Annotated in this window: 13 protein-coding genes; 7 read left to right on the top strand and 6 right to left on the bottom strand. The window is 61.9% G+C overall.

What is annotated here, in order from left to right:
• Positions 1–9 precede the first annotated feature (9 nt).
• The gene (locus NMG80_RS19985; RefSeq protein ID WP_254019687.1) at positions 10–942 is read left to right on the top strand and encodes a dimethylarginine dimethylaminohydrolase family protein; all 933 of its coding nucleotides are present in this window, start codon (positions 10–12) and stop codon (positions 940–942) included.
• A 69-nt stretch (positions 943–1,011) separates the two neighbouring features.
• Here NMG80_RS19985 and NMG80_RS19980 read toward each other — a convergent pair whose 3' ends face one another.
• Positions 1,012–2,019 (bottom strand): ornithine cyclodeaminase family protein, encoded by a 1,008-nt coding sequence (locus tag NMG80_RS19980; RefSeq protein WP_254019686.1) that lies wholly within the window; start codon positions 2,017–2,019, stop codon positions 1,012–1,014.
• A gap of 159 nt (positions 2,020–2,178) precedes the next feature.
• Here NMG80_RS19980 and NMG80_RS19975 point away from each other — a divergent pair, with 159 nt between their 5' ends.
• A complete protein-coding gene (locus NMG80_RS19975; protein ID WP_254019685.1) occupies positions 2,179–2,640 on the top strand; it encodes an Lrp/AsnC family transcriptional regulator in 462 nt (153 codons plus the stop codon).
• 105 nt (positions 2,641–2,745) lie between these two features.
• Here NMG80_RS19975 and NMG80_RS19970 read toward each other — a convergent pair whose 3' ends face one another.
• Positions 2,746–3,129, bottom strand: coding sequence for a YybH family protein (locus tag NMG80_RS19970; protein ID WP_254019684.1), 384 nt, complete (start codon positions 3,127–3,129; stop codon positions 2,746–2,748).
• A 157-nt stretch (positions 3,130–3,286) separates the two neighbouring features.
• The gene (locus NMG80_RS19965; RefSeq protein ID WP_254019683.1) at positions 3,287–4,036 is read right to left on the bottom strand and encodes an SDR family NAD(P)-dependent oxidoreductase; all 750 of its coding nucleotides are present in this window, start codon (positions 4,034–4,036) and stop codon (positions 3,287–3,289) included.
• A 97-nt stretch (positions 4,037–4,133) separates the two neighbouring features.
• On the opposite strand from NMG80_RS19965, the gene NMG80_RS19960 reads away from it, so the two are divergent.
• Positions 4,134–4,562, top strand: coding sequence for a LysR family transcriptional regulator (locus NMG80_RS19960; RefSeq protein WP_254019682.1), 429 nt, complete (start codon positions 4,134–4,136; stop codon positions 4,560–4,562).
• Complete coding sequence (locus NMG80_RS19955; RefSeq protein WP_254019681.1) at positions 4,504–5,028, top strand: substrate binding domain-containing protein; 525 nt, start codon at positions 4,504–4,506, stop codon at positions 5,026–5,028. Before NMG80_RS19960 ends, NMG80_RS19955 begins: the two co-directional genes overlap by 59 nt.
• Before the next feature lie 44 nt (positions 5,029–5,072).
• On the opposite strand, the gene NMG80_RS19950 is transcribed toward NMG80_RS19955, so the two are convergent.
• Complete coding sequence (locus NMG80_RS19950; RefSeq protein WP_254019680.1) at positions 5,073–5,492, bottom strand: VOC family protein; 420 nt, start codon at positions 5,490–5,492, stop codon at positions 5,073–5,075.
• A gap of 213 nt (positions 5,493–5,705) precedes the next feature.
• Here NMG80_RS19950 and NMG80_RS19945 point away from each other — a divergent pair, with 213 nt between their 5' ends.
• The 3 genes from NMG80_RS19945 (at position 5,706) to galE (ending at position 9,226) form a co-directional block, all read left to right on the top strand.
• Entirely contained in the window at positions 5,706–6,908 is a 1,203-nt protein-coding gene (locus NMG80_RS19945; protein ID WP_254019679.1) for an MFS transporter, read from the top strand.
• A 372-nt stretch (positions 6,909–7,280) separates the two neighbouring features.
• Positions 7,281–8,255 carry a UDP-glucuronic acid decarboxylase family protein gene (locus NMG80_RS19940; protein ID WP_254019678.1) on the top strand — a complete coding sequence of 325 codons (975 nt, stop codon included), beginning with the start codon at positions 7,281–7,283 and terminating at the stop codon, positions 8,253–8,255.
• Positions 8,252–9,226 carry a UDP-glucose 4-epimerase GalE gene (gene galE, locus NMG80_RS19935; RefSeq protein ID WP_254019677.1) on the top strand — a complete coding sequence of 325 codons (975 nt, stop codon included), beginning with the start codon at positions 8,252–8,254 and terminating at the stop codon, positions 9,224–9,226. The genes NMG80_RS19940 and galE overlap by 4 nt, the downstream gene beginning before the upstream one ends.
• A 59-nt stretch (positions 9,227–9,285) precedes the next feature.
• Here galE and NMG80_RS19930 read toward each other — a convergent pair whose 3' ends face one another.
• Both NMG80_RS19930 and NMG80_RS19925 read right to left on the bottom strand, forming a co-directional pair.
• The gene (locus NMG80_RS19930) at positions 9,286–11,100 is read right to left on the bottom strand and encodes an ABC transporter ATP-binding protein (protein WP_254019676.1); all 1,815 of its coding nucleotides are present in this window, start codon (positions 11,098–11,100) and stop codon (positions 9,286–9,288) included.
• Positions 11,097–12,086 carry a glycosyltransferase family 2 protein gene (locus tag NMG80_RS19925; RefSeq protein WP_254019675.1) on the bottom strand — a complete coding sequence of 330 codons (990 nt, stop codon included), beginning with the start codon at positions 12,084–12,086 and terminating at the stop codon, positions 11,097–11,099. Before NMG80_RS19925 ends, NMG80_RS19930 begins: the two co-directional genes overlap by 4 nt.
• Positions 12,087–12,253 lie beyond the last annotated feature (167 nt).

Genomic DNA, 12,253 nt, shown 5'->3' with positions numbered 1-12,253 from the left:
GAGAACCCCATGACCGTCCATGACCGCATCGTAGCAGAACCGTTTTCATTGCAGCGCCGCAATCCGGCCGGCGGCACCAAGCCATTGACCGCCTGGGGCTTTGCCAACGAGACCGACGTCCTGACCGACGTGCTGCTCGGCTCGCCGAATTTCCTGCGCCACCTCTCGACCAGTTCGCTGTCGCGCAAGCATCTGCGCGAGGCGCCGTGCAACGTCCAGATCGCGCAGGCGCAGCACAAGGACCTGGTCGCCGCTTACGAGCATTTCGACGTCAACATCCACTGGCACGAGCCGACGCCGGAGCTGCCGATGCAGGTCTATTCGCGCGATTCCAGCGTCATGACGCCGTATGGCGCCATCATCACCGCGATGTCCCAATGGTGGCGGCGCGGCGAGAACTATGCGGCGATCCGCACCTATGAGAAGCTCGGCATCCCGATCTACGACATGGTCACCGCGGGCACTTTTGAGGGCGGTGACTTCAACGTCATCGAGGACGGCGTGGTGCTGATCGGCTGTGGCGGCGCCCGCACCCAGGAGGAGGGCGCGCGCCAAGTCCAGGCCTGGTTCGACAAGGAGGGCTGGGAAACCCGTATCGCCTTCATCGACGAATATTATGTCCATATCGATCTTATGGTGGTGCCGATCGCCGAGAAACTGACCGCCGTCTGCCTCGCCTGCACCGAGCCGGGCATCGTCGACTGGCTGAGGGGCAAGGGCCACGAGATCATCGACGTGCCGTTCCAGGACACGATGGCGCTCGGCTGCAACTTCATGTCGCTGGGCAAGGACAGGGTGATCGCGCCGACATCCAGCCAGACGCTGATCGGTCAGCTCAAGGCGCGCGGCTTCGAAGTGGCGGCGGTCGACATGAGCGAGATCTCGAAGACCGGCGGCGGCATCCACTGCATGGCGCAGGCGCTAAAGCGCGAGCCGGCCTGAGGGGCCTGGCCGCTTCCGCGAAAGCGCCAATGTCAGCAACGTCGATCCCGCCTGGCTCGCGGCACGCGCCTACAGCACGATGAGCTTTCCCTTGCGCAGACGCCTGGCGCAACGATAGGCGAGGTCGGCGGCGACCATGTCTTCCATCGCAATGCCCATCGCCTTGTAGGTGGTAATCTGTTGATCCGAAACGCGGCCCGGCGCGCGGTCGAGCAGCATGGCGCCAAGCTCGGTGCCGAAATCCGGGTCGATGTCGGCAAGCTCGCAAGAACCGATCGGGGTCGGTTTGAATGCATCCTTGGTCTCGACAAAAAGACTGGATTTGCCGATGAGCTCGATCGGCATTTCACCGCCGGGCGGCGCCACCCCGACCGACGAAACATGCGTGCCCGGCCGAACCCAGCCTGCGTCGATAACCGGCTGATAGGAGTGGGTCGCCAGGCACACCACATCGGAACTGCGCACTGCCGCCTCGAGATCGGCGACCGCCACCACCGACGGATGAAGCCGGGCAAGCGCTGCCGCATCGTCGAAACTCTTCGAGGTGACGCGGATTTCGGCAAAGTCGCGCACAAGCGGCAACAGATGCAGGTGCTGGTTGGCCTGCACGCCGGCGCCGACCACCGTCGCTATCCTGGCATCCCGGCGCGCAAGCGCGCGCACCGAAAGCACGGCGGAGCCGGAGGTTCGCACCGCGGTTATGAAGGTGCCGTCCATGATGCAGACCGGCAAGCCGGACAGCGGATCGAACAAGCTGATGGTGGCCAGGTGGCTGGGCAGGCCGATTGCCAGGTTGCCTTCGAATACGTTGACGATCTTGACGGTCAGGTTCATGCCCTCCATCCAGGCCGGCATGGCGAGGCTGTAGCCGGCCCCGGGGATGTCAAGTTGTGGTCGGGGTGGATTGACGACCTTGCCTTGTGACAGCGCCTTGAAGCCGTCTTCCAGAACATCGAGAAGCTGGCTGAGGTCGATGCACGTCGTCACGTCGGCTTCGCTCAGCACCAGGATCTCGGTCACTCCCTTGCTGATTTCCGCCGCACTCTTGCCGGCTGGGCTGAACGCTTGCTTGGTCATCCTGCACTCCTGTGTTCGTCGAAATCGGCTCACCACATTTGCTTTGAGCGGGTGAGGCAAGCGCAGGCTATTGCGAGGTTTCATGTGATGAAATACGTTGATTTTGACCACTCTGCGTGAAATCAGCACACAAATCTCTGGGATAGCGTGGATTGTGAAATGGGCGATCTCGACCAGATAGACCGCAGCCTGCTCCGGCTGCTGCAGGAGGACGGGCGTCGGACGACGCTTGATCTTGCCGGGCGTGTCGGGTTGTCGCCGACCGGAACCAGCCAACGGGTGAAGCGCCTGTTCCGCGACGGGTTCATCACCGCTGTCAGGGCCGTGCTCGACCCGCGCAAGGTCGGCCGGGGAACGCTGGTGTTCATCGAGGTCCGGCTTGACCACACGGCGCCGCATATCTTCGACCGCTTCGCCGAAGCCGTGGCGAAAGCTCCGGAGGTTCTGGAGTGCCATATGGTGGTTGGCGGCTTCGATTATCTAGTCAAGGCGCGGATCGCCGATATGGCGGTGTTCCAGGATTTCCTGCAGCGGGTCATCCTGCCACTGCCCGGCGTGCGCGAAACGCACACTTTCGCCTCCATCGCCGATGTCAAGCCGAACGCGCTGTTGCCGGTGTGATCAGGTGCAGGAGGGGAACGCTGTTCAGGGCGACCTGCATCGCATCTTCGCCGTCTTATCGCTCCCCCTGCGCGCCTTCCGGTGCAGAGATGCCGGAGACCGGCTCTAGCTTTGCTGGGTCAGCAGGTTTGCATCGCGCGCGAGCCGCCACTCACCATCAGCCTCCTTGTGCAGGAGCGTCAGCGTATATCCTGATTGACGCACCGGCTCCCCATTTGGCGGCGTCGCGGTCATATCGATACGACCGCGCATGAAGGCCCAGTCGCCGAGAAGCTGCAGTTCAACGATCTCGTTCGTGCCGTCGACATGAACGCCGGCCATCTCCTGCGCGGCCGCCGCGAAGATCTCCTTGTCGAAGGGCTCCCGGCCGGGAACCATGAAGATCGCGTCGTCCGTCATCAAGCTGAGGACGGTCGCGGTGTCTCCACGCTTGCTTGCATCCATCCACGTCTCGACCAGCTTTCGGATTGCTCTTTCGTCGTCCGTCATCCGTTATCTTCCTGGCTTCTCGCCGTCATCGGTACCGAACGGCGCTCCTCCTCGCCGCAATATAGGGCTTAGATCGCTACCGTCATCGATTGCAGTTTATCGACGTCGCGCTGCGTGGGGCAGGGTCCGTGAACGACCGGTCCGCGCCCCTCTATGCCTACCGCCAACCGCCCGAGGCGGTGATGCGCTCGCCGGTCAGCCACGATGCCTCGTCGGAGGCGAGGAACACCGCGATCCGGGCAATGTCGTCGGGCTGGCCGAAGCGCCCGAGCGGGGTCATGGCGATGATCTGCTTTTCGAACTCGCTGCCGACCATGCCGATCCGCTGCAGGCCTTCGGTGTCGACGCCGCCCGGGGCAATGGCGTTGACGCGGATGTTGCGGTCGCCCAGTTCTCTCGACATGGACAGCGTGATCGAATCCACCGCGCCCTTGGTGGCGGCGTAGACGAGCGAGTTCGGCTGCGGGTTGAGGCTGGCGACCGAGCTGATGTTGATGACGCTGCCGCCTTTGGTACCGAAATGGTTCACCGCCTCCCGGATGGTCAAGATGGTGCCCAGCACATTGGTGTCGAATTCGCGGTGGAACTCGGTCTCGGTCACCGCTTCCAGCGGCTCGAACGCGAACACGCCGGCATTGTTGACCAGTATGTCGACCGCGCCGAACGAAGATTTGGCCGCCTCGAACAGGCGGCGCACATCGGCCGCTTGCGACACATCTCCGTGGACGGCGATGGCTCGGCCGCCTGCGTCCTTGATCTCGGCAACGACGCGGTTCGCGCCTTCCCGCGATGAGGCGTAGTTGACGGCGACGGCGGCACCGGCCGCTGCAAGACCCTTGGCTATGCCGGCGCCGATACCCTTGGAGGCGCCGGTGACGATTGCGACCTTGCCGTTCAGCTTGCTCATCAAATTTCTCCTTTGTCGATGATGGGCGGAATTTAATAGTGATCGGATGGCGTATTAGGATCACCTCGATCGGTTCTTTCGAGCCTGGAATTCTTGAATGACCACAATTCTCGAAAAGACCGCCGGTCTCGTCGCCTTCGTGCGCACGGTCGATGCGGGCTCGTTCCATGCCGCCAGCCGGCTGGTCGGCTCCAGCCCGTCGGCGGTGTCGAAGAGCGTGGCGCGGCTCGAGCGCCGGCTAGGCGTCAGGCTGATCCAGCGCTCGACCCGCCGGCTGGGCCTGACCAGCGAAGGCCTCGCCTATTACGAGCGGATCGCGCCTTTGCTCAGAGCGCTCGATGATGCCGAGGACATCGTCCAGATGGCCGATACAGCGCGCGGCCTGCTGCGCGTCACGGCATCCGTGGATGCTCGGGCGCGGCCTGATCGCCACTTGGGCGCAAGCGTTCCTGGCTCAGCACAGCGAGGTGAAACTGGAACTCAACGTTACCGACCGCCACGCCGACCTGATCCGCGAAGGCTATGACGTCGCGGTGCGCATGGGGGCGCTGTCGGACACCGGGCTCATCGCGCGCAAGATCGCCAATCTGCCGATTGTGCTGGTGGCCTCGCCGGCCTATGTCGAACAGCGTGGCCGGCCGGCCTCGATCATGGCGTTGCAGAGCCACGACTTCGTCCGCTACCAGATGGCCGGCCGTCCCTATCCGGTCATATTGGCCGACGGCACAACAATCGTGCCGAACGGGCGGTTCGATACGGACGACGGCGGCGCCATCCGGCAAGCGGCGCTTGCCGGAGCCGGCATCGCGCATCTGATGCAGTTTGCCGTGCAGGACGATCTCGACACCGGCCGCCTGGTCCGCATCCTGCCCGAGGTGGCGATGCCGACCATGCCGGTGCACATCGTCCATGCGTATGGGCGACAGCTACCGGTCCGCGCCCGGCTGTTCGTCGACTTCCCGGTGGGCCAAATGGCGACGCTGACGCAATAGGATAGGGTCGGGATGGCCTCCGGCGCCGATCCATCACCCGGTCATCAGAACGTAATCTTCACCGAAGCGGCGCTTCGGTTGGCCGGCCCGTGAAAGACGGCCTCGATGTTGTTGCCGTCGGGATCGAGCAGGAAGGCGGCATAGTAGCCGGGATGGTAGGGCCGCTCGCCCGGCGCGCCGTTGTCCACGCCGCCGCCGTCGAGGCCGGCCTTGTAGAAGGCGTCGACCATGGCGCGGTCCTTGGCCTGGAAGGCAAGGTGGTGGCGGCCCGTCAGTTGCCCGCTGGCCGCCCGGCTGTCGATGCTGGAGACGAACAACTCGTCGGCCCAAAAATAATCCTCGGCGCTGCCGCCGATGGGAACATCGAGCACCTTGAAAACCGCCTCGTAGAAGCGTCGGCTTGCCGCAAGGTCGCTGACCACCAACTGGACGTGGTCGATGAGACGGCCGCGATGAAGTTCCATGCCTGATAGCTCCTGATCGCCAGGTTGGAAATCTAGCCCAGGACGGCGCACGGTCAATGCAATGGGGCAATCGAGTGGCGCGATTTCCCGACTGGCTAAAAAATGCAACCGGATTGTAGGATTCGAAATGTCGCCATCGTCCTTCGGACGCAAGCGGTGTGACAAATCTCGAAAGAAGTCGCGCCGTGTCCAAACGATCTCGGGAGAAAAAGCATGAGCCTTTCCTATCGTTGGGTCATCGTCGCGGCTGGCGCCCTGATGACCTGTGTCGCCCTTGGGGCGATGTTCTCGCTGGCGATCTTCCTCGAACCGATGGCGCTCGACACAGATTGGTCGCGCGCCGGCATATCGAGCGCGATGACGCTGAACTTCATTGTGATGGGCCTCGGCGGTTTCGCCTGGGGCGCCATTTACGATCGCTACGGCGCCCGGATCGTGGTGATGACAGGCGCGGTGCTGCTCGGGGTGGCGCTGGTGCTGGCCAGCCGCACCGGCTCGCTGCTTGTCTTCCAGATCACCTATGGCGTTCTCGTTGGCCTCGCGGCAAGCGCCTTTTTCGCCCCAATGATCGCGCTGACCACGGCGTGGTTCGACAAGAACCGCAGCCTGGCGGTTTCGCTGGTTTCGGCCGGGATGGGCGTGGCACCAATGACGATCTCGCCCTTCGCGCGCTGGCTGATCTCGGCCTATGACTGGCGCACCGCCATGTTCGTCATCGGTATCGCGGCCTGGGCGCTGCTGGTGCCGGCCGCATTGCTGGTGCGACAGCCGCCCAAGCCTGCCGCGGACGACGCCGCCTCCGATCTTGCCGCCGACGATACCGGCATGTCGGTTCCACAGGCGCTGCGCTCGCCGCAATTCATCGTTCTGGCATTGACCTTCTTTGCCTGCTGCGCGGCGCATTCCGGGCCTATCTTCCACATGGTGAGCTATGCGATGCTGTGCGGCATAGCGCCGATGGCGGCGGTCAGCATTTACAGCATCGAGGGCCTGGCGGGGCTGGGCGGCAGGCTTTTATACGGCGTGCTTGCCGACCGGCTGGGGGTCAAGCCGGTGCTAATTACCGGTCTGGCGATACAGTCGGTGGTCATTGCAGCCTATCTTGCCGTCAGCGAGCTTGGTCAATTCTACACGCTCGCCGTCATCTTCGGCGCCACCTATGGCGGCGTGATGCCGCTCTATGCGGTGCTGGCGCGCGAATATTTCGGCCAGCGCATCCTCGGCACCGTGTTTGGTGCTGTTACCATGCTGTCCAGCATCGGCATGGCTTTCGGCCCGCTCGCCGGCGGCATGGTGTTCGACGCCTATGCCAGCTATTCCTGGCTGTTCATCGGCTCGGCCCTTGTCGGGCTCGGCGCGGTGGCGGTGGCGATCGCCTTTCCGCGGCTGCCGCGCAGGGAATTGCAACCGGCTTAGGGGTTGGCGAAGAACGCAAGGGGTCGAAAGTGGACATCAGCCATGTCAGCGTTCGACCCCAGGTGCGTTCATCGGCAACGATAGGAGCCTTATGGAGCACGTCGCAGGGACCCAAGTTCCCCCCTGATTGGCAATCAATCATGCTGCATTGCAGCGCATTCGCGTTCAACGCCGATTGCCGTCAGGCTGAGGTTCGAAAGCAAAATTGCCGAAAATCCACAAATTCAGCCGGTTTCGCTATTTTGCGCCACGCCTCACGCGACTATTTCAAGCGCGTTGACATATTGTGTTGCGACGCAGCATTTCTTTCCTATCCTCGCCTTGGGGCATTGGGCATTCGATAGCATGAACAACTGGCGTGAGGGTCCCAAAATGCAGCGGGCAAAGCGAGTCTTGGTGACCGGGGGCGCAGGTTTTCTGGGATCATTCTTATGCGAGCGATTGCTTGCTGAAGGCCACGAGATCGTATGCGTCGACAATTTCTTCACAGGAAGTCGGAAAAACGTCTCGCATTTGCTTGACCACAGATCCTTTGAGATCATTCGCCACGACGTGACATTTCCGCTCTACATAGAAGTTGACGAAATATACAACCTTGCTTGCCCAGCAAGCCCCGTTCACTACCAGTTCGATCCGGTCCAGACGACAAAGACCAATGTCCATGGAGCGATCAATATGCTGGGGCTCGCCAAGCGGGTTCGCGCAAAGATCCTTCAGGCGTCCACGTCTGAAGTCTATGGCGATCCCGAGGTTCACCCGCAGACCGAGGACTATTGGGGCAGGGTAAACCCGGTAGGGCCCCGTTCCTGCTACGACGAAGGCAAGCGGTGTGCCGAAACCCTGTTTTTCGACTATTGGCGGCAACACAGGCTGCGAATCAAGGTAGCGCGCATCTTCAACACTTACGGTCCGAGGATGCGTCCGGACGACGGCCGCGTCATTTCCAACTTCATCGTGCAGGCACTGCAAAACAAGCCGATAACTGTGTACGGCACCGGCGAGCAGACACGCTCATTCTGCTACGTCGACGACCTCATCGACGGTCTGGTTCGCCTGATGAACACGGCCGACGATGTGACCGGCCCAATCAATCTCGGCAACCCTGTCGAATTCACGATGCTCGAACTCGCCAAACTGATAACCGAGCTTACCGGAAGCCGATCCAAGATCAGGTTTTTACCTTTGCCCGTCGATGACCCAAGGCAGCGACAGCCCGATATCGGGTGTGCCTTGCGCGAGTTCAATTGGAAGCCAGGAATCGCATTGCGCGATGGTCTCGCCAAGACGATTGCCTATTTCGATGACTTGGTCTCATCGGGATATGCCCACTCCGCTGCAGCCGAATGAAAACAGTCTTGGTCACTGGCGGGGCGGGCTATATCGGCTCACACTGTTGCAAGGCGTTCGCCGGTGCCGGTTGGTCGGTCATTGCGTATGACAACCTCTCGCGCGGCTGGCGCGACGCGGTCAAATGGGGACCGCTTGTCGAGGGCGATGTTGGCGACGGTGCAGCAGTGGCAGCAGCGCTGCACCAATATCGGCCGGATGTGGTCGCGCATTTCGCCGCCTACGCCTATGTCGGCGAGTCCGTCGAGCGCCCGGAACTCTACTACCGAAACAACAGTTTTGGGACGCTGGTCTTGCTCGAGGAAATGCTGAAGGCCGGCGTCGACAAGCTGATCTTTTCGAGCACCTGCGCGTCTTACGGCGTTCCCGTTCGTTCTCCGATCGACGAAACGCATCCGCAGTCGCCCATCAATCCCTATGGGTGGTCGAAATTCATCATAGAACGAATGGTGGACAATCTTTCCGATGCCCATGGCCTCAACGCGGTTGTTCTGCGGTATTTCAACGCGGGCGGATGTGATCCCGACGGCGATGTCGGTGAGCGGCATGAACCGGAAACGCATGTCATTCCGCTCGCTGTCGACGCGGCGATCAGGTCGGGCCGGGTTTTTACCATCAATGGCACCGACTTCGACACAAGAGACGGAACCGCGGTGCGGGACTATGTCCACGTCACCGATCTCGCCCGCGCTCACGTTCTGGCAGGGGAGAAGCTTCTACACGATCCGGGAGTCCATGTTTACAATCTCGGCACCGGAACCGGAACGACGGTGAACGAGTTGGTCGATGCGGTGAGCCGGGCGTCGGGAACGCGCCTCCCCGTGGCCTACGGTCCGCGCAGGGCAGGCGACCCGCCTGCGCTTGTGGCCGCGGCCGGCAAGGCGGCCCGGGAACTCGGCTGGATGCCTGAGCAATCCGGAATCGACCGGATCGTCGAAACGGCGCTGGCCTGGTATCGCCGCCGGTTGTGAGGACATGCCACCGCCCCCCGTCAACTGAAGAAACGGCCAACTGAAGAAACCGCAGGAGGTTACCGGCCCTTACTCTGATCGTCAGTGGCAGATACAATTTCTTGCTGGTGCTGTTGATATTGAGGAACAACGAGGGAGGCGGGCCCCTGCCTCCTCACTCTGCCGTTCTCGATCCAAATGACATTTGCGGCATCACGCGCCGTTTCGATGCGGTGCGTGATCAACAAAATTGTCCGGTTGCCAAGCTGTCGACCAATCGCACGCCGCACCTGGTCCTCAAGCGCGGTATCAAGTGCGTTCATCGCCTCATCCAAGATCAGGAAGTCCGGATCGCGCAAAACAGCTCGTGCGAGGCCGATGCGCTGCCGCTGGCCGCCCGAAAATCGCAGCCCCTCCTGCCCGATCCAGGTGTCATAGCGCTCCGGGAGGCCCTCGACGAATTCAGCGACGCCGGCACTGCGGGCGGCGGCAATGATCTCGTCTTCGGTCGCATCGGCTTTGGCCATTCGGATGTTGTTTGTCACCGTGCCCTCGACGAGATCGACGTCCTGACCCGTTACGGCGATCCTGGACAGCCAATCGTCCCGCTTGACGTCTTCCAGCCGGGTACCGTCAATCTTTATGTCGCCGGAGGTCGGCTCATATAGCCGCAGGAGGAGGTTCACGATCGTAGTCTTGCCTGCGCCACTTGCGCCAATCAGCGCCGTGGTTACTCCGGCTGGAATCTCAAACGACAGGTCATTGAGCACCAGCGCGTCTGGATCATATCCAAAGCTTACGTGCTCAAAGACGATGCTCGCGTCCAGATTGCTGAGCGCGACAATACCCTGCGATGGATATTCCTTGTCCTCGGACTGGATCATCTCCAAGACCGAGCGCAGTTGCGGCTGCATCTGCGCCAGCAACAGCAGGTTGCTTTCGAACTCCTGCGTATGCGGCTGTAACCGATACAGCAGTGCGACAGCGGCCAGCGTCACCTCGAAGCTGATGTGCCACCACCCGGAAACCAGGACGATAGAGCCCAACATTCCCAGATAGCCGATCTCGGTGGTCGGACCGATCCATGACGAAAGGCGGATAAGGGACAACGAGGCGTTGCGTGCGGCCGCCGACGATTGCACGAAACGGCGCTGATGAAGCGCCTCCTGTCCATAGGCGCGGATAGTGCGCAATGCCTGGAGCGTCATGAGCATGTGCTCGCCTAGCGATTGATGGATCTTCTTCACCTGACGCCCCAGATCACGAGCGGGCCGCGAAAATATGCGCAAGATTGCCGAAATTGCGATTGAGCCGACAGCCGCGATCAGCAAGATCTTCCACGAGATCGTGAGCAGAAAGACGGCGAACACGAAGATCGAGCAACTGTTTATGATAAGGCGGGTGACCGCCCCATAGGCTTGCGCAACCAACCATGATTCGGTCCCGAGCACTTCCATGAGCTGCGATTGCTCGCGCTGCTGGACGAATCCGAAGGCGACTCTGAGATATTGCTCGTGGACTAGATTGCGCGTGCGCTCGCTGATCCGCTCGCCGATGCTGGAGCTTATCAAGGAGTATACCAGCGCCAGTGCTCCACGCGCGAGAATGAGCAGGAGGATCGCCACCGCGAGCCGGGTAGGGCTACCCAACGAGGCAATTGCCTCGCCCAGCGCTCGACCCTGAAAGCCATCTCCTGTTTCCCGGTTGGACACCAGATACAGAAACAGCAGGATCAGCGTGATGCCCAGGGTTTCGGCCACGGACGACAGAAAGCCGAGCGCGAGCAATGCTGGCGTCGCCCAGCGCGGCTTGCCAACGATGCGCAGCAGGTGCGACAGATCGCGCAACGAAGCACGGACTGCACCGCGTCGTATGACGCCACCGGCTTCGCTCATTTCAGCTCCCCCGCGGGAAAGCGCGCCGTCACCTGCGGGGGGGCCGGCCGGCGACCACGCACCAGCCTCGTAACGACGCGCTTGGCCCACTGCGCGCCGACCCGAGGCAAATCGACGGCGATTATCCGCATGGCGATAGCGGGATGATGGCGAAGCAGCAGCGACATGATCGGAAGGACATAGCGTGGTTGCCTCTGGTGCAACGTCCGCTCAAGGAGCCACGCCGAATAGAAATGCAGGCCCTCACACAACGTCGGTGCCGCACCCGGGTGGCGGCCGAGCATCTCGTCCACCACAAGCATCCAGGATCGCAGCATGCGGCTCATGTCGCTCGACATGTTTCCCGGCAAATGGCGATACCCGATCAGCGGCTCCTCGACGACTTCGAAGTGGTACCTTTCGGCGACACGACAATAAAACAGGATATCTTCGCAACCCTGCGCGCCTGCCTCGCGCAGCCGACTCTCGAACCCATCGGCGTCGATCAATGCCTGCCGGCGGACCAGGGCGGCGCTGCCGTTGCCGACGAAATTACCGTGGAAGAGGCGCTCAAGCACATCGCCCCGCCAGTTTGGCCGGTGCTGACGATCAATTATCATGCTCTGTGCATCGATCACCAAATACCAGCAGTAGACGAGTCCTACTTTCTCGTCTGTCCGATCGATCACAGCCAGCTGACGCTCGATCTTGGTCGGCGCCCAGAGATCGTCGGCATCGACGAATGCGATCAGGTTGGATCGCGCCGCTCGCCAGCCGGTATTGCGGGCGGCGGCCACACCGGCGTTTGCCTGCTCGATCAGCCGCACCCGCGTGTCGATCTCCGCGTGACATCGGGCGATCGCGGCAGTCTGGTCGCGGGAGCCATCGTCAACAACTATAATCTCGAGCGCACGATAGGACTGTGAGCGCACGCTGCGGAGCGTCTCGTCGATTGTATCTTGCGCATTGTGAGCGGGAATAACGACACTGACAAGTTCACCGTTCATTCGAGCACGGCCTCGACACCGGCAACAAAGTCATCGAGTGAGCGATCCCCGCGAACCTCGATGCGCGGAAGGTCGATGGAATCGCAATCGAGGTCCGCCGGTCCGTGTCTGCCGCCGAAGCCGATCCGATAGCCGCACTCCTTGGCCAGCCGGCCAAGCCGTCGGTC

The sequence above is a fragment of the Mesorhizobium escarrei genome, from assembly GCF_935825525.1.
Taxonomy (GTDB): Bacteria; Pseudomonadota; Alphaproteobacteria; order Rhizobiales; family Rhizobiaceae; genus Mesorhizobium; species Mesorhizobium escarrei.
This window is presented reverse-complemented; position numbering and strand designations above follow the sequence as displayed.